Below are 21,927 nucleotides of genomic sequence, written 5' to 3'. Positions count from 1 at the left end.
ACCGTTAGTAGTAACATGAGAAAAGAAAAGCACCACAAAGGCTGGAATGAAATCAAGACCAACGATTCCTGGGCCATCTTCAAGATTATGGGCGAATTTGTGAACGGGTATGAACGCCTGAGCCTGATCGGGCCCTGCGTGAGCATATTCGGCTCTGCCCGCACCGGGGAGGACCACCCCTACTACCAGCTGTGCGTGGAAGTTTCCCGCCAACTGGCAGAGGCCGGGTACGGCATCATTACCGGGGGCGGCCCGGGAATTATGGAGGCCGGGAACCGGGGAGCCAAACTGGCCGGAGGTACTTCGGTGGGTCTGAACATCGACCTGCCCTTTGAACAGCACAACAACCCCTACATAGACGAAGACAAGAGCCTGGATTTTGATTATTTCTTTGTGCGTAAGGTGATGTTTGTTAAATACGCCCAGGGGTTTGTGGTGATGCCGGGCGGCTTCGGCACCCTGGACGAGCTCTTTGAGGCCATTACCCTGATCCAGACCGAAAAGATCGCGCGCTTCCCCATTGTACTGGTTGGGACGGAGTTCTGGATGGGGTTACTGGACTGGGTGCGAGCCACCATGCTGGAGGCCGGCAATATCAGCCCGGAAGACCTGGACCTGATCCATGTAGTAGACCGCCCCGAGGATGTGGTACAGGTGATTGACGGGTTCTATAAAGGCAATATGCTCAGCCCGAACTTCTGAGTCTGTGGGATTGCTGCGGTACATATCCCGGACCCCCCGCCTACTGGCTGCCCTTATGGTGGCCGGGGCATGCCTGTGCGCCCGGGCCCAACACCGCAACATCATGAAGGTAAACCTGGTGGAAGAATCCCAGACCCTGGAAATCCAGCAGGAATTCACCTATATCAATGCCTCCCGGGACACCCTCCCGGAACTCTATTTTAACGACTGGAACAACGCCTACTCGCACAAAGGCACGGCCCTGGCCAAACGCTTTGCAGAGGAATTCAAGAAATCCCTCCATCTGGCCAAGGCCGAAGAACGCGGGGCCACCCAAATCCTGAGCGTGGTGGACCAGGTGTACCGCGGGCTGCGATGGGAACGCACTGAAGGCAAGGACGTGGTGCGTTTTGACCTGGGAACCCCTCTCGCCCCGGGAGATTCCACCCGCCTGTTTATTACCTACACCGTAAAACTTCCCCCCAACCGATACACTCCATACGGCTACAGCCCCAACGGAAGCTATTACCTGAAAGACTGGTACCTGACCCCGGCCGTGTACGAAGACGGGCAATGGCACCTGTATTCCAATAAGAACCTGGAAGACCTCTATACCGATATTGCCGATACCCGCATCGACCTGAACTTCCCGGATTCCCTTTATCTGGGAACCAATTACGTGGATTACAGCCTCAGGCCGCTGCCCGGGCGGCAACTGGCCACCCTGCGGGGGGTTCAACGCAAGAATTGCGACATCATCCTGAATGCGCAGCGCCCCTTCCAGAAGCACCTGACCCCCTTCCTGCTGATCATTACAGACATTCAGTCCCCACGGTACAACGAAGTCCTGCAGGGGGTATCCATAGACCGCATTTCCCGTTTTATCCATGAAAACCTGGGGGACTTCCCCTATGAGCAACTCCTGGTAAGCGAAATCGACTTTAACAAAAATCCGCTCTACGGCCTCAACCAGCTCCCCTCCTTCATACGCCCGTATGAAGAGCAGTTTCAGTTTGAGATGAAATTCCTGAAGACCGCCCTGATCAGCTATATGCGGGAATCCATCTTTTTAAACCCGCGCCAGGACAAATGGATCAGCGACGCCATTGTCAATTACCTGATGATCCGCTATGTAGAAACCTTTTATCCGGATCAGAAACTCCTGGGCAAACTCTCGGACTGGTGGTTGCTTCGGGGCTTCCACCTTTCGCGCATGCAGTTCAACGAGCAGTACCCCTTCCTCTATATGATCTCGGCGCGGCGGAACCTGGACCAGGCCCTGGACACCCCCAACGATTCGCTGATCAAGTTCAACCAGAAGATCGCCAACACCTACAAGGCCGGGCTGGGGCTGGCCTATCTGGGGCGCTACGCCGGATCCAATGGGATTAACCGGGCGATCAAGATCTTCTATGAAACCTTTAAATTAAAGGCCGCTCATCCGGAAGACTTTGAACACCTGATCCTCACCCATGCCGGGAAAGACGTCCACTGGTTCTTCGACACTTATGTGACCACCAGCAAGCAGATCGATTACAAGATCAGGCGCATAGAAAAAACGGAGGACTCCCTGCGGGTGACCCTGAAAAACAAGACCGGGGCCGAAGTACCCATCTCCCTCTTCGGAATAGACCGGGATTCCGTGGTATCCCAATACTGGTTTAAGGGATTCCAAAACACCAAAACCTTTACCATCCCACAGCAAGGCGAACGCCGGCTGGTGCTGAATTACGACCAAACCATCCCGGAATTCAACCAGCGGGACAACTGGAAAACCCTGGGCGGGTTCTTCTCCGGCAACCGGAAACTGAAACTGCAGTTCTTCCGGGATTCCGAAAATCCATATTACAACCAGGTCTTCTGGGTGCCCGTGGCGAATTACAACCTGTACGATGGGATTACCCCGGGCATCCGCCTGACCAACAAAACCCTGCTGCAGCGGCCCTTTGTCTTCGATTTTGCCCCCACCTATGCCACCAAGGAAAGCGCCCTGGTGGGATATGGCCGGCTGAGTTACCAGCAATTCCACCGAAAAACGGGCTTTTACCTTACGCGGTATTCCTTTAACGGGTCTTCCTACCATTTTGCAGAAAATTCCCGTTATTCAACCCTTACGCCTTCCATCCTGCTGGGATGGCGTCCGGACGACCTGATCTCCAATACCCGCTCAAGCCTGCTGCTGCGCTATGTCAACGTATTCCGGACCATTGACCCGGCCATAGGCGACCTGGAAACGGACCCGGATTACAGCGTGTTGAATTTGAGGTTCAACTACCTGAAAAACCATATTATAGATTACTTTTCTGGGTTTGCAGATGCTCAGCATGCCCCGGACTTCACCAAGCTTTCCCTCAATGCAGAATACCGAAAGCTTTTCGACAATAACCGCCAGCTGAACTTACGGCTCTTTGCCGGGGCTTTCCTGCGCAACAAGACGCAGTCCGATTATTTTAGTTTTGCCCTGGACCGGCCCACGGATTATCTCTTTGATTATAATTTTTTGGGGCGCTCCGAAGATTCCGGACTCATGAGCCAGCAGATCATCATTGCCGAAGGTGGTTTTAAATCCAAACTCCCCCAGCCCTACGCCAATTCCTGGATGGTAACGGGCAACGCCAGCTTTAACCTCTGGCGGTGGTTTGAACTGTACGGAGACATCGGTTTTATTCGAAACCGGGGCGCCAATCCGCAATTCGTTTACGATTCCGGCATCCGGCTGAACCTGGTTACGGATTATTTCGAACTCTATTTCCCCCTGCATTCCAACCTGGGGTGGGAAATTGCAGCGCCTAACTACGGGGAACGCATCCGCTTCATTATCACCATCAGCCCCAAGACCTTAACGGGATTGTTTACCCGGAAGTGGTTTTAGTTATATTTTTCGCAATATTTTGAGTTTATTTTGTTATATACGCAATATATCCGCCTATTTTTAATGATATTTTGTGAATAATCCAATTTATTTGCGGATTTCCATTGCAAAAAAGTAGGAGAAGTTGTACCTTCGCGACAATCCCACTGCACACCTATGGAAGTTCATCTGGATCCCGAAAAAGACATCTCTTTCAAAGATTTCAAAGACCAAATCCTGAAGGATTACAGGGTAGCCGTCCTAAGTCGGGAATGCAGTCTCTTAGGCCGTCGGGAAGTCCTCACCGGCAAGGCCAAATTCGGGATTTTCGGCGATGGGAAGGAACTGCCCCAACTGGCTATGGCCCGCGCCTTCAGAAATGGGGATTTCCGCAGCGGGTATTACAGGGACCAGACCTTTATGATGGCGCTGGGGCTCCTTACAGCCAAGGATTTCTTCCACGGTTTATACGCCACCACAGACATTGCCCTGGAACCTATGAGTGCAGGACGGCAGATGGGCGGCCACTTTGGCACCTACAGCCTGAATGAAGACGGCAGCTGGAAAGACCTCACCCAGCAACCCAACAGCAGCCCCGACATCTCCCCCACAGCCGGGCAAATGCCCCGCCTGCTGGGTTTGGCCCAGGCATCCAAGCTGTATCGCAACCTGAAGGATATCCCATCCGAAGGCTTTTCTGTAAACGGAAATGAGGTGGCCTGGGGTACCATCGGAAATGCTTCCACCAGTGAGGGGCATTTCTTTGAAACCATCAATGCCGCAGGCGTTCTGCAGGTTCCCATGGTAATCAGTATCTGGGATGATGCCTATGGTATTTCCGTTCCTGCAAAATATCAGACCACCAAAGAAAACATTTCGGAGATCCTAAAAGGGTTCCGCCGTACGGAAACGGAAAGCGGTTACGAAATTTTCCGGGTCAATGGCTGGGATTATACCGCCCTGATCCACACCTTCGAAAATGCCGGGGATATTGCCCGGGAAGAGCATGTGCCCGTGCTGATCCACGTGACCGAACTCACCCAGCCCCAGGGGCACAGCACTTCGGGCTCCCATGAGCGTTACAAAACCGAAAAGCGTTTGGAGTGGGAACGGCAGCACGACTGCAATCTTAAATTCCGGGAGTGGATCCTGGCCAACCAGATTATTTCAGAAGAGGAACTCTCCGCCCTGGAAAAAGAAGTAAAACGAGAGGTACGGGCCGCCAAGAAAGACGCCTGGGCCGAATTCCTGGGGCCGCACCTGCAACATAAAAAAGAATTACAGGGATTGCTGGAAGCCGCTGCTCAGACCAGTCCCAACAAGGCATTTATTTCCCGCATCAAAAACGACTTGATTGCCGTGGAAGAACCCCTGAAGCGGGACCTGGTCTCCAAGGCGCGCAAGGCCATACGGTATCTGATCGGGGAAGACCACCCCCAGAAAACGGCCCTCAAAGCCTGGATTGATGCCTTTATGGCGGAAAACCAGCCCCACTACAGCTCCCACCTTTATTCCGAATTGCCCAACAAGGCCACCAATATTACCGGCGTGCCCCCCCAATACCCGGAGGATCCGGAATTGGTGGACGGGCGGGTGATCCTGAGGGACAATTTTGATTTGTTGTTCACGCGCCACCCCGAAGCCGTAATTTTTGGAGAAGACAGCGGGGCCATCGGGGACGTAAATCAGGGCCTGGAAGGATTGCAAAAAAAATACGGTCCGCTTAGGATAGCCGATACCGGGATCCGGGAGACCACCATAATTGGCCAGGGGATCGGGATGGCCCTTCGCGGGCTCAGGCCCATTGCCGAAATCCAGTATCTGGATTATGTGCTTTACGGCTTGCAAACCCTGAGCGACGACCTGGCTACCCTGCTCTACCGCACCGTGGGCAAACAAAAGGCGCCCCTGATTGTACGTACCCGGGGGCACCGCCTGGAAGGCATCTGGCACTCCGGATCCCAGATGGGCGGGCTGATCCACTTACTTCGAGGGATGTACATTCTGGTGCCCCGGGACATGACCCGGGCTGCCGGATTCTACAATACCCTGATGAAAAGTGACGAACCGGCGCTGATCGTGGAAAGCCTGAACGGCTACCGCCTGAAGGAGCCCGTACCCACCAACCTGGGTGAGCTCTGTACCCCCATCGGGAAGGTGGAAACGCTCCGCGAAGGCCGGGATATCACCATCGTGTCCTATGGTTCTACCCTCAGGGTAGTCCTGCAGGCAGCCCAGGAGTTGGAAGAGGTGGGTATTTCCGCCGAGGTGATCGATGCCCAGTCCCTCCTGCCTTTCGACCTGGACCACCAGGTGGTAAAAAGCGTGGAGAAGACCAACCGCCTGTTGGTGGTGGACGAAGATGTGCCCGGGGGATGTGCCGCCTACCTGCTGCAACAGATTGTGGAGGTGCAGGGCGCCTACCGTTTTCTGGATTCGCCCCCCCAAACACTCACGGCCCATGCCCACCGCCCGGCCTATGCCAGCGACGGAGACTATTTTTCCAAACCCAACACCGAGGACGTTTTCGAAAAGGTCTATGCCATCCTGAGCGAAACCGATCCCTCCCACTACCCGCCCCTGTAATACCCGGCCTAAAAGCGCCATCCCTTAAGGTTGCCTGAAGGGCATTCCCCGCTTGCGGATTTTAGTTAAGTTTACCAGCAAAGCGCAACGGAATGCAGGATGTATTTAAGGCCATTGCCCACCATTATGGCATAACCGCCTCTCGCTTAAAACCCCTGGAAGGGTACGAAGACCGCACCTTCCTCCTGGAAGGCCCCCAGGGTCGGTGGATCTATAAGGAACATCGGGAGCGGCCCGGATGTGAGGCGCGTATTGACCTGGAGGCAGACTTGATGGCCCATTATGCCCAGGCGCCCCGGTTTACTTTTCCCAAAACCCTGCAAACCCGGCAGGGGGCCAACCATTTCAAAAGGGATGGCTGCATATGCCGCCTGCTGGAATTCCTGGAAGGGGATTTCCTGGCGGAAGTATCGCACACGCCCGTGCTTCTCGAATCCGTAGGCGCCCTGCTTGGGGTGTCTGCCTTGCGGGCTGCAACCTTTACCGCCGTCTGCCCACCTGCCGAACCTTCTTCCTGGGATCTGCAGCACCTTTCCCTGAGCCTGGAGTACCTGCCGGAAGTATCAGACCCGCGCATACGCACGCTCATTGCTTATTTTGCCCAGCAATTCCGTGCCCAGGTATTACCCCTACAGTATAAGCTGCGGAAGGGATTTATCCACAACGATGCCAACGACTGGAACCTGCTGGTTGGTGATGGCGGTGCTAGGGGCCTGATCGACTTTGGGGATGCCACCTATTCCTGGCTGGCCGGGGACCTGGCTGTAGGGTTGACCTATGCCCTGATGACTAAGGAAGCTCCCCTGGAGGCCGCCAGCCAGGTGCTGTGCGGTTACCGCTCCATCACGGCACTGGAGGAAACGGAGGCAGACCTGTTGTATTACCTGGTGGCTGCCCGCCTTTGTATGAGCCTGTGTCAAAGCGCCCATGCCGCTAAACTGCGTCCGGAATCCGATTATGTGGCCATTAGCGAAACAGCCGCCCGGCAATTGCTGCAGCAATGGGTGCGCATTTCGCCGGAACAGGCCCGACGCAGCTTCCGCAAGGCCCTGCAACTGCCGGTGTCCCACACCACAGACCCGGACACCTTTGCCCGACGCAGGAAAAACCTGCTGAGCCCGTCTCTGAGCCTGAGTTACAAGCGGCCCATCATTATGGAACGGGCAGCCTTGCAATATATGTATGCGCAGGATGGCACCACCTTTCTGGACGCCTATAACAATATCATGCTGGTAGGACACTGCCACCCGGAAGTTGTGGCCTGCGGTGCCGCTGCCATGCGAAAACTGAACACCAATACGCGTTACCACTACGACGTTTTGCTGGACTATGCTGAAAAACTGCTGGCAACCTTCCCGCCGGAACTCAGCAGGGTATTTCTTGTGAATTCCGGAAGCGCTGCCACAGACCTGGCCCTAAGGCTGGCCCGCCATGTTACAGGAAAACGCAAAATCATGGCCCTGGAATACGGATACCACGGGAATACGGAGGCTGCTATTGCGGTAAGCCATTACAAACACCAGCCGGGACAGGCTTATCCGAATACCCTGCTTTGCCCTATGCCGAAAGCCTTCGGGTCCAGCTACCCGGACACAGGGGAAGCCGGGAATGCCTTTGCAGCCCCGGCCTTGGAAACGGCCATAACCCACGGCACGGACCTGGCTGCCTTTCTGGCCGAACCCATCATGGGTTGTGGCGGGCAGGTACCCCTGCCCCAGGGCTACCTGGAGGCCATCTATCCGGAAGTTAGGCGGCAGGGCGGACTCTGCATCAGCGATGAGGTACAAGTTGGGTTCGGGCGCCTGGGTAAGTATTTCTGGGGATTTGAGCAATACGGCGTGACACCGGATATGGTGATCCTGGGCAAACCTATGGGCAATGGCCACCCCCTCGGGGCCGTGGTGTGTACCCAGGCGGTGGCAGAGGCCTTTGCGTCCGGCCCAGAATTCTTCAGCTCCTTTGGGGGTAACCCGGTGTCCTGTGCTGTTGGGTTGGCTGTGTTGGATGTCCTCGAAGCGGAAAGATTGCCGGAGCACGCGGCAGGGGTCGGAGCCTTCCTTATTCAGGAACTCCAGGGCCTGCAGCAAAGGTACCCGGTTCTGGCAAACGTACGGGGCCAGGGTTTGTTTCTGGGCGTAGAATGCCTGCAACCGGATGGGCGTCCCGCAACCAACCTTGCCAGGGCCCTGAAGAACGAACTCCGGGAGCAACAGGTCCTGATTGGCACGGACGGGCCTGATGACAATGTTTTAAAAATAAAGCCCCCCTTACCCTTTTCCCGGGCCAATGCAGGGGAGTTGGTCGAAAAACTGGATGGAATCCTAAGGAAATTAAGTTAGATTCATTTTAAATTAATACTTTAGTGATGCACCAAAACATTGCCAACCATGAATAGTTCCCTTAAAAAAGACCTTGGACTGCTCATCCTTCGGGTAGCCGGGGCTGGCTTACTGCTTACGCACGGTATCCCCAAACTGATGCGGTATTTCGGGGATGAACCCATTAAATTTGCCAACCCCATTGGGATAGGCGAAGGCCCTTCCCATTTCCTGGTTATGTTTGCCGAGGTCATTTGTGCCTTCCTCGTACTTATTGGGTTGAAAACCCGGTGGGCAGCTGTCCCGGTAATCATCGCCATGCTGGTAGCAGCCCTCATCGCCCATGCGGCAGACCCTATTGGCACCAAGGAAAAGTCCCTGCTGTTTGCGGCCATCTTCATCAGCATCTTCCTGATGGGGCCCGGCACCTACAGCGTGGACCGGAAATAGTTTCAGGAAATTTTATAGAGTAATTCCCGCAGCAGATCCTGCTGGGTCAGGGAGGCGGAGCCTACCCCCTTGCCTTTTACATCCATCTCCCGGAGGATCCCAATGATGGCGCTAACACGCTTCATGGGGTAGTTCCGGGCAGCGGTCTGGTATTCCCCAACAAAATACGGGTTGATGTGGAGGGCCTGGGCTACACTTCTGGGGCTGTGATCCTTAAGACCGTGGTATTGCAGCAATTGCACAAAGAAATTGTGCAAGAGCGCTATGGTCATCACGAAAGGGTTCTCCTTGGGGTTCTCGGCAAAATATTTGATGATGCGGGTGGCCTTGGCAATATCCCGCGTGGCAATGGCCTTGCGCAGCTCAAAGTTGTTGTAATCCTTGCTGATCCCGATATGGTCCTCTACGGTTGCCGGGGTGATTTCGGAACCCTTGGGCAACACAATCTTGAGCTTTTCCAACTCCTTGGAAATCTTGCTCAGGTCCGTTCCCAGGAACTCCACCAAAAGGGCCGAGGCTTTATGCGATATGGTGTAGCCATCCCCCAGCAGCACCCGACGGATCCAGTCTGCTACCTGGTTTTCATACAGCTTGCGGCTTTCAAAAAGTACACATCCATTTTTTTTCAGGGCCTTTCCCAGCTTTTTGCGCTTGTCCAGCACCTTGTATTTATAACAGAAAACCAACAGGGTGCTGGGTTGCGGGTTCTCTACATAGGAAACCAGTTGTTCGATGGTCCGGCTCAGGTGCTGGGCCTCCCGCACAATAATCACCTGGTATTCGGACATCATGGGAAAGCGCTTGGCCTGCCCTACGACCTCGTCCAGGGTCACATCCTTTCCGTACAACACGGCCTGATTAAAGCCGCGTTCCTCTTCCGTAAGTACGGTTTCGGCAATAAATTCGGAAATCCGGTCAATGTAATACGGCTCCTCCCCCATCAGGAAATAGACGGGTGCAAATTGCCTTTGACGGATGGCGGCGATCAGTTCTTTGACTTCTTCCATTGGAAAATTAAATGCACTTTTGCAGTATGCTGAAATTGAATTTTCCCGAATACCGGCTTCGTTTCAAAAGTAGGGAAAATAACCCCCTTGTCTTTGATGTAGTGCGCAAAAAATACGTCCGTTTACAGCCTGAGGAATGGGTGCGCCAGCATTGCATTCACTTTCTGATTCAGGAAAAGGGATACCCTGTAGGACGCATGCTGGTAGAACGTGAAATCCGGGTAAACAACCTTCCCAGACGGGTGGATATTGCGGTCTGCGACGCCCTGGGCCAGGTAGACCTGCTGGTAGAGTGCAAGGCCCCGGAAGTGCCTATTACCCAGGAGGTCTTCGACCAGATGGCCCGGTATAACCTGGCCCTGAATGCCCGACTACTGATGGTCACCAACGGCCTTTCCCATGTGTACTGCCGTATGGATTATGCCGGGCAACGCTATGAGTACCTTCGCGAACTGCCCCCGTATTCCACGGAATAATCGGAGCGGTATAACGCCTATTTTTATTTACTTTTGCCCCTTCCGGGCCCACCTGAACCCCGGCCGAAACCATGCCTGCACCTTCCATTGCCATTGTAATCCTGAACTGGAACGGGAAAGCCCTGCTCGAGCGCTTTCTCCCTTCGGTGGTCCGCTACAGTCCCGGGGCTGAGATTATGGTGGCAGACAACGCGTCCGAAGACGATTCCGTCGCTTTCCTGCAGGAAGCCTACCCACAGGTGCGCATCATACAGAACCCGGAAAACGGCGGGTTTGCCCAGGGATACAACTGGGCGCTGGAAGCGGTGGAAACCGACCTTTACTGCCTGCTGAATTCGGATGTAGAAGTTACCGAAGGCTGGCTGGATCCTGTACTGGACCTTTTTAAACGCAACCCGGAAATCGGGATCATCCAACCCAAGATCAGAGACCTGCTCCATCCCTCCCGTTTTGAGTACGCGGGTGCTGCCGGTGGCTTTCTGGACCGTTTTGGCTACCCGTTCTGCCGGGGCCGGATATTCCAGACCCTGGAGGAAGACCTGGGGCAATACGACGATACCCGCCCCATATTTTGGGCCACCGGGGCCTGTATGTTTATCCGAAAAAGTGTATTCCGGGAACTGGAAGGGTTTGATGCGGATTATTTTGCCCACCAGGAAGAGGTAGACCTGTGCTGGCGGGCCCACAACCACGGCCACCAGGTTTATTACACCGGCGAATCCGCCGTATATCATCTGGGAGGATCTACCCTAAGCAATATGGACCCCCGGAAAACCTACCTGAATTTCCGGAATTCCCTGTTTTCCATCACCAAGAACCTGCCCCGGAAAAAAGCCTTTCCGATTATCTTCTGCCGGCTCTTGCTGGATGGGGTGGCCGCCCTGCGTTTTTTGTTACAGGGCCGTTTGCCGCATGCCCTGGCCATCTTGCGGGCGCACCTGAGTTACTACCGGCAGGTGCGTACCATGCTCCGCAAACGCGAAAGAGTGAAATTTGTCTTAAAATACCACGAGGCAACATCCATAGTTTGGTCTTACTACGTAAATGGGATAAAGAACTTTAACATTTTAGTAAAAGATTAACGGATTGCCCCAAAGGGCCCTTTCCCATTTCTCTAATTTTGTTTAAGTTCAAACGACAAACGAATCCTTAACAACTAAAATGCTGAAATAATACCATGAAAAAACTCATCATTGGCTGCATGGGTCTTGCCCTGGCCCTCTCTTCTTGTGTATCCCAGAAAAAATACGCGGAATTGGAAGCCAAACAAAAAGAAACCCAGGACCTGCTGAATTCGGCTACGGTAAAGCTCAACTCCTGCCTGGAGGATAAAGCAACCGCCGATGCCCGCCTGAAAACCCTGGAAGAACAAAATGCATTCCTGAAAGCCAACAATCAGGAACTCATCAACAACATGGGCAACCTGACTACCCTTACTGCAAAAGGTGCCGAAAACCTCGAAAAATCCCTGGAGAGCCTTCGCGAGAAGGACCTTACCATCCGCAAACTGCAGGATGCCATTACCCGTCGGGATTCCGTAAACCTGGCCCTGGTTCAAAGCCTGAAAGGCGTGCTGGGTAACCTGGACGACGAGGACATCGAAATCAGCGTGGAGAAAGGGGTGGTTTTTGTTTCCATCTCCGATAAACTGCTCTTCACCAGCGGCAGTTACAATGTTACCTCTGCAGCTAAGCAAGTACTGGGAAAAGTAGCCCAGGTGGTAAACAACAAGCCCGACTTCGAATTTATGGTAGAAGGCCACACCGATAATGTTCCCTACCGCAGCGGCGTGCTGCTGGACAACTGGGATCTGAGTGCCAAGCGCGCCACCGCTGTGGTACGCATTCTGCAAAACGACTTTGGTGTAGATCCGGCCCGGATGACCGCCGCAGGCCGCAGTTACTACGTGCCCCTGGCCAGCAACGATACCGCTGCCAACCGCGCCAAAAACCGTCGTACCCGCATTGTGGTACTGCCCAAACTGGATCAGTTCTACAATATGATCGAGGAAGGCATGAAAGACCCGGCCATCAACAACTAAAGCCCGTCTTAAAACGCAGAAAGCCCCGGAAATTCCGGGGCTTTTTTTATTACAGAATATCCAGGGAGCCTTTTCCTTCCCGCACTACTTCCGGGGCGGTGCCGGAAAGATCTATTACGGTAGAGGCCACATTCCCCCCATAGCCCCCGTGGACTACGGCATCTACCAGGTTGCCCCATTTTTCATAGATCAGTTCCGGGTCTGTGGTGTATTCAATAATATCGTCATCGTCCCGGATGGAAGTTGAAACAATGGGATGGCCCAACTCACGAACCAGGGCATGGGCAATGGCGTGGTCCGGCACCCGTATTCCCACCGTTTTCTTTTTCTTGAAGTCCCGGGGCAAATCCTTTCCGCCGGGCAGGATAAAGGTGTAAGGCCCAGGCAGGGCGCGTTTCAGGATCTTAAACGTGGCCGTATCGATCTGGCGGACGTAATCGGACAGGTTACTGAGATCCTCGCAGATAAAGGACCAGTTGGCCTTTTCCAGCTTCACCCCTTTAATGCGGGCCAGCCGATCCAGGGCTTTGGATTGGGTAATATCACAACCCAGGCCGTACACGGTATCCGTCGGGTAGATCACCAGCCCCCCGCCACGCAGGATATCCACTACACGTTTCACCGCTTTGGGGTTGGGGTTTTCCTCGTATATCCGGATCAGTTCGGCCATGGGGTGGTTTTATGCGCCATTAAGGTACGAAGTTGGGATGCAATAGGAACAACCGATCCCTATCTACTTTAAAGCATTGGTGAAAAATGGCCCTCCTCCCCCCAGGGCACCTCCTGCCCGTAAGGGTTTAGTCCAACACCCGCAGCTTGGCAAAACGCAGCAATAATTTCTTTACGTCCCCCCGTTCAAAGCGGATCTCGGCCTTGCGGTCGTTCCCGGATCCTTCCAGCTTCAGGACCGTGCCCTGGCCAAAACGGGAGTGGTCTACCCGGCTGCCTTCTGCAAGTCCTTCCAGGTCTGGCTGTGAAGGCCCCGGTTCCCCCAACTGGGGTTTTATCTTCCGTAACTTTCGCAATTGCTGCTCCGAGGGTTTGTGGGCCGGGGGCGGGGTGCCCGCCACAGGCTTTTGCTGCCGCAGCCGGCTTTTGTCCACCTCCCCGAAAATATCCGTATTCAGCATGGGGCGGAACCGGTAATTGTCCACCGGCGTAAGGTTTTCGACGTATTTTTCATCGATCTCCTCAATAAACCGGCTGGGTTCCGCATCGATCAGTTTCCCCCAACGGTACCGGTTTTGGGCATAGGTCAGATACGCCTGGGTCTCGGCCCGGGTCAGAGCCACATAAAACAGCCTGCGTTCCTCTTCCAGTTCGCTGCGGGTATTCATGCTCATGGCCGAGGGGAAGAGATCTTCTTCCATCCCCACAATATAAACATAGGGGAATTCCAGCCCTTTAGCCAGGTGGATAGTCATCAGGGCCACACGGTCGTCGTCTCCGGTTTCCTTGTCCATGTCCGTGGCCAGGGCCACATCCTCCAGGAATTCCGTAAGGTCGCCTTTGGCATCGGCCAGTTCCCGCTGCCCTTCCACAAAATCCCTGATCCCGTTCAGCAATTCTTCAATATTTTCCATCCGGGCGATGCCTTCCGGGGTCCCGTCTTTTTTAAACTCCAGCAACAACCCGGATTTTTTGGCTACATGTTCGGCCAGGGTAAAGGCATCCGCCTCCTGGTTCATGATTTGGAAGCTCCGGATCATGTTGGTAAAATCCTCCAGCCTTCTCCGGGTGCCCGCATGCAGGCCCAGGGAATCCTGGGGGAGGCGCTCCATCAGCGCAAAAATGGAGGTGCCGGCGGCATTCGCTGCTACGGTGAGCTTGTCTACCGTGGTCTGCCCGATGCCGCGCGCCGGAAAATTGATAACCCGCTTCAGGGCCTCCTCGTCTGCCGGATTGACAATCAGCCGAAGGTAGGCCAACACATCCTTGATCTCCTTGCGTTGGTAGAAGGACAGGCCGCCGTAAATACGGTACGGGATATCCCGTTTGCGCAGGGCGTCCTCTATAGCCCGGGACTGGGAGTTGGTGCGGTACAGCACGGCAAATTCCCCGTTCGGCAATTGCTGCTGCATTTTGTGTTCGAAAATGGAAGAGGCCACGAAGCGCCCTTCCTCCGCATCGGTGGGGCTGCGGTGGAGTTTGATCAGGGGACCATCATCGTTTGCCGTCCAGACAACCTTTTCCAGTTGTTGCTTGTTGTTCGCAATCACGCTGTTGGCCGCGCCTACTATATTCTTGGTGGAGCGGTAGTTCTGCTCCAGGCGGTATACCGCCACCTGGTCGTAATCCCGCTGGAAGTTCAGGATGTTGGTGATGTTGGCCCCCCGGAAGGAATAGATACTCTGGGCATCGTCCCCCACCACACAGATGTTCTGGTAGCGGTCCGCCAGGGCCCGAACAATCAGGTACTGGGAATGGTTGGTATCCTGATACTCATCTACCAGGATATATTGGAAGCGTTCCTGGTATTTCTTCAGGACCTCGGGGAAGCGGTTCAGCAATTCGTTGGTGCGCAGCAGCAGGTCGTCAAAATCCATGGCGCCAGCCTTGAAGCAGCGATCTACGTATTCCTTGTAGATTTCGCCCATACGGGGGCGTTTGGCCATGGCATCGGCCTCCTGCAGCTCCGGGTTCTGGTAGTAGGCCCGAACGGTAATCAGGCTGTTCTTGTAGGAGGATATGCGCTGCTGGATCTGCTTGTATTTGTAGATGTCTTTATCGAGCCCCATTTCCTTGATAATGGAGGCGATCAGGCGCTGGGAGTCCTGGGTATCGTAAATGGTAAAATTGCTCGGGAAGCCCAGTTTATCCCCCTCATAGCGAAGCAGGCGGGCGAAAACGGAGTGGAAGGTCCCCATCCAGAGGTTCTTGGCCTCCCCTTCCCCGACGATCTGGGCAATCCGCTTCTTCATTTCCCGGGCCGCCTTGTTGGTAAAGGTCAAAGACAGGATATTGAAGGCATCCACCCCCTGTTGCATCAGGTGGGCAATGCGGTAAGTGAGCACCCGGGTCTTGCCCGAACCGGCCCCCGCTATAACCATCAGGGGCCCGTCTTTATGGAGTACGGGGGCTTTTTGCGCGTCGTTAAGTTCGTCCAGGAACATGCCCATGTTTTAAAGGTGTGAATTTAGGTATTATCCACTGCAACCTCAAACCCCCCGGCTTCTGAGTTATAAACAAAGCCCCCGGGAAGTGTGTCATTTTGAATATCTTTAGCCTTTGGATAAACCAAACCTGACCTTATGCAACGGATTACCGCAAAAATCCTCCCCTGCCTGTGCCTGTTGGCGGGCGCTACCCTTTTCGGACAGGAAAAGGCCACAGGCCCGGTGCTTGAGGCGTACGGCCCGGTATGGGATATCCCCGAGGCCACCTTCCCCACGGAAACCACAGCCTCCTACAAGGTGGTTTTTGACGTGATGAACAGTCCCGAAGACCCCACCGCCGTGAACCCCTGGATGGAAACTGCTGCCCGCTTCCTGAACATGCACGTACGTGCCGGGGTGCCAAAAGAACAATTGCACGTAGCCCTGGTGGTGCACAACCGAGCCGCCCCCGATCTGCTGGATAACCCTGCCTACCGGGAGCGCTTCGGGACAGATAATCCCAACGCCCCGATGCTGGAACATCTGATGGAAGCAGGGGTTCGCGTGGTGTTGTGCGGACAGTCCTCACGGTCCCGGAACATTCCCGTGGCCCAGACTGTACCCGGGGTGGAACTGGCGCTTTCCGCCATGACGGCCCTGATCCGACTGCAAAGCGAAGGATACCAACTCATAAAATTTTAATTGCAAGACATGAAATACCTCTTCACTGCCATGGCCGCCTTTTGCGTCCTGGCCACCAATGCCCAGTATAAAAGCCTCGAAAAGGCTTATGAGAATGTAGCCCCTAAAGTGATCGAATGGAGACGCGATATCCACCAAAACCCTGAACTCTCCAACCGGGAATTCAAAACCGCAGCCAAGGTAGCCGCCCATCTCGAATCCCTAGGGATAGAAGTCGAGACCGGGGTAGCCCATACCGGGGTGGTAGGCCTGCTCAGGGGCAGCAAACCGGGGCCGGTAGTGGCCCTGCGGGCAGATATGGACGCCCTGCCGGTTACCGAACGTAACGACCTGCCCTTTAAATCCGAGGTGCGGGGCGAGTTCAACGGGCAGGAAGTCGGGGTGATGCACGCCTGCGGGCACGACACGCATGTGGCTATCCTGATGGGGGTAGCCGAAGTGCTGGCCCAAAACCGCCAGCTGATCAAAGGCACGGTTAAATTTATTTTCCAGCCCGCAGAGGAAGGCGCCCCGGAAGGGGAAGAGGGCGGCGCCCTGCTCATGGTGAAGGAAGGGGTGATGGAAAACCCGAAAGTGGATGCCATCTTTGGGCTGCATATCAATTCCCAGACCCCGGTAGGGATGATCCGGTATAAATCCGGCGGGGCCATGGCCGCCTCCCAAAGCTTTCGGATCCGGGTACAGGGCAAGCAAACCCACGGGTCCCAGCCCTGGGGCGGCGTAGACCCTATCCTGATCAGCGCCAAAATCATAGACGGGTTGCAAACCATCATCAGCCGGGAAACCAACCTGACTAACGAAGCCGCCGTTATTACTGTGGGCAAGATCCAGAGTGGGGTGCGCTTTAACATCATCCCGGAATCCGCCGAAATGATTGGCACCATCCGGACCCTGGATTACGACATGAAGGACCACATCAACCGCCGGATGGAGGAAATGGTCCCGGCCCTGGCCCGTGCCTATGGGGGGGATGCCACCATTGAGATCACGGACGGCACCGAAATTACCTACAACGACCCGGAACTCGTTTCGGAAATGCTCCCCACCCTGCAGCGGGTGGCGGGCCCCGGGCAGGCGGTGGCTCAAAAAGCCATCACTGGGGCGGAGGATTTCTCCTATTTTCAGAAAGTGGCCCCCGGGTTTTACTTTTTCCTGGGCGGGATGACCCCGGGCAATACGGAGTCTTACCCCCATCATACCCCGGATTTCAAGATTGACGACAGTGGGCTCCTACTCGGGGTACGTGCCCTAAGCGAGCTTACCCTGGACTACATGAACCGCTAATTCCCAGAACCCATGCCCCAAATGACCCGTACCCTCCTTGTGCTTTTCACAACCGGAATCCTTTTGCCTACCGGTAATGGTGTATTTGCCCAGCGGCGGAGCGACCTGCTGGCGCAGATCGATACCTTAAACCGGAAAATCACGGAGATGCAGGCGGAAATCAACACCGCCCAGCAAAAAGAAAAAGCCAGCCGTGCCGAAGCCGAAGCCTACGAAACCCAGGTATCGGAACTAAAGGATGCCAATGCCACCCTGTTGAAAAACCTGGGGAGTTTTGCGCAGGTGTCCAACAAGAATACCGAAGCCCTGAACCAGGCCCTTTCTTCCCTGGAAGCCCGGGAGTCGGAGTTACGGCAGATCATGGAAACGCTCAGCCGCAATGACTCCTCCCTGATTGCCCTGCTCACCGACGCAAAGAAAACCCTGGGGCCGGACGCCCAGTTGAAAGCAGCCGGAGGCAGCCTGGTCATCTCGGCCTCCCTGGAGCAACTCTTCGGCAGTGATACGGGGACGGCCCTCACCGAAACGTCTAACCCTTTGCTGGCCGGGGTGGCCACCCTGGCAGCGGCCCACCCCCAACTGGGCATTACCGTGGAAGGCCTCTCCATGACGGGTGACCTGGCTACCGCTACCCAGCAGGCAGCCAGTGTCCTCAGTGCCCTGAGGGACCAGCATGGGGTGCCTGTAGTCCGTATGGGCGCCCGCGGGCGGGACGGCAACTTTTCGGAAGGGGTAGACATCCTCCTGCACCCGGATTACCGCGCCTTTTACCGGGAAGTAAAATCCGAAATCAAACAATAAAGCCCCGGGAAGCGCATTAACCGGTTAGCGATATAATTTTTGCGGATTTCAGCCGTTCTGATTTCCGAAACCAAACCTAAACCGCCTTATGTCCTCAGAAGACATCTTTCAGCTTTTTGCCTTTTTATTGCCCTCAGTCGTTACCGGGGCTGTCGCCTTTTATTTTTTTCGCTTGCATACCCGAAACGAAGACGGGCGCCGGCGCTACCTCCTGCATAAAGACAGCCAGAAAAATGCACTGCCCATCCGCCTGCAGGCCTACGAGCGCATGGCCCTGTTCCTGGAACGCATTTCTATTCCCAGCCTGGTGGTGCGCGTTGCACCCCGCTCTGCAGACAAGGACGATTATGAAAACCTTTTGATCCGTACCATCGAAAACGAATTCGACCACAACCTTTCCCAGCAGATTTATATGACAGACGATTGCTGGAACGTGATCAAGGCCGCCAAGAATGCGACCATACAGACCATCCGCAAGGCCGCCATGGGCGCCTCAGAGGCCGCAGATAAATTCCGGGAAGACATCCTGAGCGAAACCATGGACAAGGCCTCCCCTTCCGCCACCGCCCTCTCCTTTGTTAAAAAGGAGATCGGGGAACTCTGGTAGGCGTATCCTATTCGGGCTCCAGGGGGCTCGTATTTTCCGATTTGGATTCGGCGTAGAGCAACCCACTGCGCCACCATTTGGCCATCTGATCGCGATCAAAGATCAGGGAATTGGTGGTGAGTACCGTAGGAGTATAGTAGAAATTGATGATGGCGTCCTGCTGGTTAGCCACAAATTTCCCGATCTTAATGTTTTGCTGCTCAATCCGATCCAGCATAAACCCGAACATATTGGTTAACAGGGAAAAGGCATTCCTGGAGGGCAGGCGGTTTACCTGGGTCACCTCCGTATGCAGGATAATGGCATCCACTTCCCGCGCTCCGCGGCGGATGGCCTCCTCTATGGGCACCATGTTGCCCAGGCCGCCATCTGCGTACTCGCACCCGTTTTTACGCACCAGGCTCATAAACGGGGTATAATTACAGGAAATCCAGACCCATTCGCAGAATTCCTCATAATCAAAATCCTTGACGGACTTATACTCCACCTGGTTCAGGGAGAGGTTGGACACGGTAACTGCCAGGTCGTAGGGGCCGCTTTGCAGGGCTTCAAACTCTTCCGGGGTGATGGTATTGCGGATCAACTGCAACAGGTTATGACTCTCCCCAAAGGTTTTACTGCCACGCATAAAGTTGCGCACCACGTTCCAGTGGTTGATGCCAATGGTAGATGCCCCGTATTTACGGTGGATGGTAAAGGGGCGGTGGCTGAAAATACTTTCCTGGTTCACCGAAGTATACACCTCCCTGATTTTCTGGATTTTCCCCAGGGCCAGGTGGGGGATCAGCAGGCTTCCGGTAGAGGTGCCGAGGTACAGGTCGTACTTCAGGCCACGCTCCTGGATCAGGTATTGAGCCACGCCCCCGGCAAATGCGCCTTTGCTGCCGCCACCTGAAATCACCAATGCTCTCATAATTCGTTCAATTTGGAATGGAAATATCGGAATTTATCCTGGGGGAATTCCGTGCCCAGGCGTTTCCAAAATGCCGGGTCACGGTACCCGGCCATGAGCCGGTCCAGCATACGACGGCAGAACAGGCGGAATTCCCAGGCGTGATGCTCGGTGGCCTGGATCAGGTCCCTGAGGTTTTCTTCGGACAGGGCATCCACCTGCTGCAGCAGGCGAAAGGCATTTTCACGTACCTCACGCCGGTACCAGGGGCGCGTGGATTCCCTTAAGGCATCCAGATACTGCATGCGCAAACCGGGATCCTGATACCCGTCCGTGGCCACCGCCAGGAGCCACCAAAGTTGTTGTAATGGGAGATGGCCTAAGCTGCCATTGGCAGCCATCCGATTGAGGATCCGGGCCCGCTCCGCGGGAAAGCCCTGCCAACGCCAGAAAAAGGCGGCCTCCCGGAGCCGGTAGGAAGCCCCTTCCATCCAGGCGTCCAGATAGGGGCGCATCCAGGGTTCCGCCCCGGTCAGCCGCTCGGCCAGCAAGCGGACCAGGGTTACATGGCCCTGCTGGTGTATGGCCTCAAAAAGGTTGGGGGTCCATGGGCCCGCGTACTGCCGCAGCAACGCCTCCCGGTATCGCGGCGCATCGTGCCGGTCCCAGAAGGCCATCAGGGTATCCTGATGTAGCCGTCGCCCGGCATCGCCTTCACGATACTCCCTGTACCCGGCCAGGGCGGGCAGATGGTTTCCGAGCAGCGCGAATGCAGCTTCCGAGGGAAAGGCCTCGCTTTGGAGCCACTGCCTGGAAAACCCGTCCAGGGGTTTCCCGTATACTTCTTCCATGACCTGCAGGAAATCGGCAACCGTGGCATTGGCATAGGCATAGTGTTGCAGGTAGCGCCGGATTCCGGTCCCAAAGGCGGCATCCCCGACCAGTTCCCGGAGTGCAAACAGGGCCCAGGCCCCTTTTTCATAGAATACCAGACTACCTGCCCCTGGATCCAGCAGGGCACGGGCCTGTTCCCCGGATAAGCCTTCAAGGGCTTCCGCAGACTGCAACAGGTTCCAGTAGAGGTCTTCCTCCCCTTTCAGGGCAGCCTGCGCCAGGTAAGCGTAGTAGGTGGCAAACCCTTCGTGCAGCCAGTGCTGCCCCCCATCGGTTTCGGTAACCAGGTTGCCAAACCACTGGTGGGCCAGTTCGTGGGCGTTCACATTGGTGTATTCCCGGTCTGCCCATCCCAGGGAGTCCACCAGATAAGTGTCCGCAAAAAAAGTGGCCCCGGTATTTTCCATGCCGGCATAGAGGAAATCCCAAACCGGCACCTGTTTGTACTCCTGCCAGGGATAGGGCACTCCGATTTCTGCTTCCAGAAAATCAAAAAGGGCGGCACTGCCCGAATACGCCAGGCGGGCCTTGGCCTCCTCCCCTTTCGGATAGTATAGCTTTATGGGCACGCCACTGGCCGAACGGTCTTCCAGGTGGTCAAAATCCCCAATGGCAAAAGCCAGGAGGTAACTACTCATGGGCTGTTGCATCCGATACTCCCAAACGGCCAGGGAGTCCTTTTGGGATTTTCCCTCCAGGCGGCCATTGGCCACCACTGTATACGCCGGAGAAAAATGCACTTTCAGACTAAAGATTACTTTTTCCTCCATGGCATCGAAACTGGGCACCCAGTGGCTGGAATATTTTCCCTGTCCCTGGGTCCAGATTTGCTCGTTGCCGGATACCTGATCTACCCAGCCCATAAAATAGACCGTTTGGGAGGGCCTGGCCGTGTATTCCAGGCGCAGGCGATGGGTGCCAGCTGCCGCGGGTGCCTGCAGACGGAGGTTGCGCCCCTGGTAGGCATAAGGTGCCGGCTTGCCATCCATCAGCACCCGGTGGAATTCCATATTACGGGCATCGATGCGCAGACTGTCCGCCTGTCCATTCAGATTAAAGGTATAATCCACCGCACCACGCAGGATTTCCATAACGGGAAAAGGGGTTATTTCAATATCGCCCCTGAGGAAATCCACGGCATCCTGCTGGGCCTGTAGTCCGTGAAAGGCGAAAACCAGAAATGTCCAGAGCAATTGAGCGCGCATGGGTTATAGCGTACAAGATCCAGACCAAATTTAGGCA

17 protein-coding genes are annotated in these 21,927 nt (G+C 55.2%); 12 read left to right on the top strand and 5 right to left on the bottom strand.

Annotation, left to right across the window (positions count from 1 at the left end):
- Positions 1–15: 15 nt before the first annotated feature.
- From OZ410_RS11090 to OZ410_RS11070, 5 genes are all read left to right on the top strand, one after another.
- Entirely contained in the window at positions 16–702 is a 687-nt protein-coding gene (locus OZ410_RS11090) for an LOG family protein (protein ID WP_277708031.1), read from the top strand.
- A 55-nt stretch (positions 703–757) separates the two neighbouring features.
- Positions 758–3,553, top strand: coding sequence for a gluzincin family metallopeptidase (locus OZ410_RS11085; RefSeq protein WP_420917757.1), 2,796 nt, complete (start codon positions 758–760; stop codon positions 3,551–3,553).
- A 156-nt stretch (positions 3,554–3,709) separates the two neighbouring features.
- Entirely contained in the window at positions 3,710–6,118 is a 2,409-nt protein-coding gene (locus OZ410_RS11080) for an alpha-ketoacid dehydrogenase subunit alpha/beta (RefSeq protein WP_277708030.1), read from the top strand.
- Between the two features lie 92 nt (positions 6,119–6,210).
- Positions 6,211–8,457, top strand: a complete 2,247-nt coding sequence (locus OZ410_RS11075) for an aminotransferase class III-fold pyridoxal phosphate-dependent enzyme (protein WP_277708029.1) — start codon at positions 6,211–6,213, stop codon at positions 8,455–8,457.
- 48 nt (positions 8,458–8,505) lie between these two features.
- Positions 8,506–8,886 (top strand): DoxX family protein, encoded by a 381-nt coding sequence (locus tag OZ410_RS11070; RefSeq protein WP_277708028.1) that lies wholly within the window; start codon positions 8,506–8,508, stop codon positions 8,884–8,886.
- Between the two features lie 2 nt (positions 8,887–8,888).
- Here the strand turns inward: OZ410_RS11070 and holA are convergent, their stop codons facing one another.
- Positions 8,889–9,893 carry a DNA polymerase III subunit delta gene (gene holA, locus OZ410_RS11065; RefSeq protein WP_277708027.1) on the bottom strand — a complete coding sequence of 335 codons (1,005 nt, stop codon included), beginning with the start codon at positions 9,891–9,893 and terminating at the stop codon, positions 8,889–8,891.
- A 26-nt stretch (positions 9,894–9,919) separates the two neighbouring features.
- Between holA and OZ410_RS11060 the strand changes: the two genes are divergently transcribed.
- The 3 genes from OZ410_RS11060 (at position 9,920) to OZ410_RS11050 (ending at position 12,410) form a co-directional block, all read left to right on the top strand.
- Entirely contained in the window at positions 9,920–10,369 is a 450-nt protein-coding gene (locus OZ410_RS11060) for a type I restriction enzyme HsdR N-terminal domain-containing protein (protein WP_277708026.1), read from the top strand.
- A 71-nt stretch (positions 10,370–10,440) separates the two neighbouring features.
- Positions 10,441–11,451, top strand: coding sequence for a glycosyltransferase family 2 protein (locus OZ410_RS11055; RefSeq protein ID WP_277708025.1), 1,011 nt, complete (start codon positions 10,441–10,443; stop codon positions 11,449–11,451).
- A 95-nt stretch (positions 11,452–11,546) separates the two neighbouring features.
- Positions 11,547–12,410, top strand: coding sequence for an OmpA/MotB family protein (locus OZ410_RS11050; protein WP_277708024.1), 864 nt, complete (start codon positions 11,547–11,549; stop codon positions 12,408–12,410).
- 49 nt (positions 12,411–12,459) lie between these two features.
- Here the strand turns inward: OZ410_RS11050 and OZ410_RS11045 are convergent, their stop codons facing one another.
- Positions 12,460–13,080 carry an L-threonylcarbamoyladenylate synthase gene (locus OZ410_RS11045; RefSeq protein ID WP_277708023.1) on the bottom strand — a complete coding sequence of 207 codons (621 nt, stop codon included), beginning with the start codon at positions 13,078–13,080 and terminating at the stop codon, positions 12,460–12,462.
- Between the two features lie 127 nt (positions 13,081–13,207).
- The gene (locus tag OZ410_RS11040; RefSeq protein WP_277708022.1) at positions 13,208–15,529 is read right to left on the bottom strand and encodes an ATP-dependent helicase; all 2,322 of its coding nucleotides are present in this window, start codon (positions 15,527–15,529) and stop codon (positions 13,208–13,210) included.
- A gap of 132 nt (positions 15,530–15,661) precedes the next feature.
- Here OZ410_RS11040 and OZ410_RS11035 point away from each other — a divergent pair, with 132 nt between their 5' ends.
- From OZ410_RS11035 to OZ410_RS11020, 4 genes are all read left to right on the top strand, one after another.
- Positions 15,662–16,207, top strand: a complete 546-nt coding sequence (locus OZ410_RS11035) for a DsrE family protein (protein ID WP_277708021.1) — start codon at positions 15,662–15,664, stop codon at positions 16,205–16,207.
- 9 nt (positions 16,208–16,216) lie between these two features.
- Positions 16,217–17,491 (top strand): amidohydrolase, encoded by a 1,275-nt coding sequence (locus OZ410_RS11030; RefSeq protein ID WP_420917752.1) that lies wholly within the window; start codon positions 16,217–16,219, stop codon positions 17,489–17,491.
- Positions 17,492–17,512: 21 nt separating this feature from the next.
- Positions 17,513–18,292, top strand: a complete 780-nt coding sequence (locus OZ410_RS11025) for a hypothetical protein (RefSeq protein ID WP_277708020.1) — start codon at positions 17,513–17,515, stop codon at positions 18,290–18,292.
- 88 nt (positions 18,293–18,380) lie between these two features.
- On the top strand, positions 18,381–18,899 hold the full coding sequence (locus OZ410_RS11020; protein WP_277708019.1) for a DUF7935 family protein: 519 nt from the start codon (positions 18,381–18,383) through the stop codon (positions 18,897–18,899).
- Between the two features lie 7 nt (positions 18,900–18,906).
- Here OZ410_RS11020 and OZ410_RS11015 read toward each other — a convergent pair whose 3' ends face one another.
- Positions 18,907–19,812 (bottom strand): patatin-like phospholipase family protein, encoded by a 906-nt coding sequence (locus OZ410_RS11015; RefSeq protein ID WP_277708018.1) that lies wholly within the window; start codon positions 19,810–19,812, stop codon positions 18,907–18,909.
- Positions 19,809–21,890 (bottom strand): M1 family metallopeptidase, encoded by a 2,082-nt coding sequence (locus tag OZ410_RS11010; RefSeq protein ID WP_277708017.1) that lies wholly within the window; start codon positions 21,888–21,890, stop codon positions 19,809–19,811. The genes OZ410_RS11015 and OZ410_RS11010 overlap by 4 nt, the downstream gene beginning before the upstream one ends.
- Between the last annotated feature and the right edge of the window lie 37 nt (positions 21,891–21,927).

It is taken from the genome of Robiginitalea aestuariiviva (assembly GCF_029537735.1).
In the GTDB taxonomy this organism is placed as follows: Bacteria; Bacteroidota; Bacteroidia; order Flavobacteriales; family Flavobacteriaceae; genus Robiginitalea; species Robiginitalea aestuariiviva.
The sequence above is the reverse complement of the archived record's forward strand: the minus strand, read 5'-3'. Positions and strand labels throughout refer to the sequence as shown.

Excerpts from the sequence above, each read along its gene's own strand:
- OZ410_RS11040 (WP_277708022.1), bottom strand. The coding sequence starts at position 15,529 with ATGGGCATGTTCCTGGACGAACTTAACGACGCGCAAAAAGCCCCCGTA.
- OZ410_RS11080 (WP_277708030.1), top strand. The coding sequence starts at position 3,710 with ATGGAAGTTCATCTGGATCCCGAAAAAGACATCTCTTTCAAAGATTTC.
- OZ410_RS11045 (WP_277708023.1), bottom strand. The coding sequence starts at position 13,080 with ATGGCCGAACTGATCCGGATATACGAGGAAAACCCCAACCCCAAAGCG.
- OZ410_RS11025 (WP_277708020.1), top strand. The coding sequence starts at position 17,513 with ATGACCCGTACCCTCCTTGTGCTTTTCACAACCGGAATCCTTTTGCCT.
- OZ410_RS11050 (WP_277708024.1), top strand. The coding sequence starts at position 11,547 with ATGAAAAAACTCATCATTGGCTGCATGGGTCTTGCCCTGGCCCTCTCT.
- OZ410_RS11030 (WP_420917752.1), top strand. The coding sequence starts at position 16,217 with ATGAAATACCTCTTCACTGCCATGGCCGCCTTTTGCGTCCTGGCCACC.
- OZ410_RS11015 (WP_277708018.1), bottom strand. The coding sequence starts at position 19,812 with ATGAGAGCATTGGTGATTTCAGGTGGCGGCAGCAAAGGCGCATTTGCC.
- OZ410_RS11090 (WP_277708031.1), top strand. The coding sequence starts at position 16 with ATGAGAAAAGAAAAGCACCACAAAGGCTGGAATGAAATCAAGACCAAC.
- OZ410_RS11075 (WP_277708029.1), top strand. The coding sequence starts at position 6,211 with ATGCAGGATGTATTTAAGGCCATTGCCCACCATTATGGCATAACCGCC.
- OZ410_RS11070 (WP_277708028.1), top strand. The coding sequence starts at position 8,506 with ATGAATAGTTCCCTTAAAAAAGACCTTGGACTGCTCATCCTTCGGGTA.
- holA (WP_277708027.1), bottom strand. The coding sequence starts at position 9,893 with ATGGAAGAAGTCAAAGAACTGATCGCCGCCATCCGTCAAAGGCAATTT.
- OZ410_RS11020 (WP_277708019.1), top strand. The coding sequence starts at position 18,381 with ATGTCCTCAGAAGACATCTTTCAGCTTTTTGCCTTTTTATTGCCCTCA.
- OZ410_RS11085 (WP_420917757.1), top strand. The coding sequence starts at position 758 with ATGGTGGCCGGGGCATGCCTGTGCGCCCGGGCCCAACACCGCAACATC.
- OZ410_RS11035 (WP_277708021.1), top strand. The coding sequence starts at position 15,662 with ATGCAACGGATTACCGCAAAAATCCTCCCCTGCCTGTGCCTGTTGGCG.
- OZ410_RS11060 (WP_277708026.1), top strand. The coding sequence starts at position 9,920 with ATGCTGAAATTGAATTTTCCCGAATACCGGCTTCGTTTCAAAAGTAGG.
- OZ410_RS11055 (WP_277708025.1), top strand. The coding sequence starts at position 10,441 with ATGCCTGCACCTTCCATTGCCATTGTAATCCTGAACTGGAACGGGAAA.
- OZ410_RS11010 (WP_277708017.1), bottom strand. The coding sequence starts at position 21,890 with ATGCGCGCTCAATTGCTCTGGACATTTCTGGTTTTCGCCTTTCACGGA.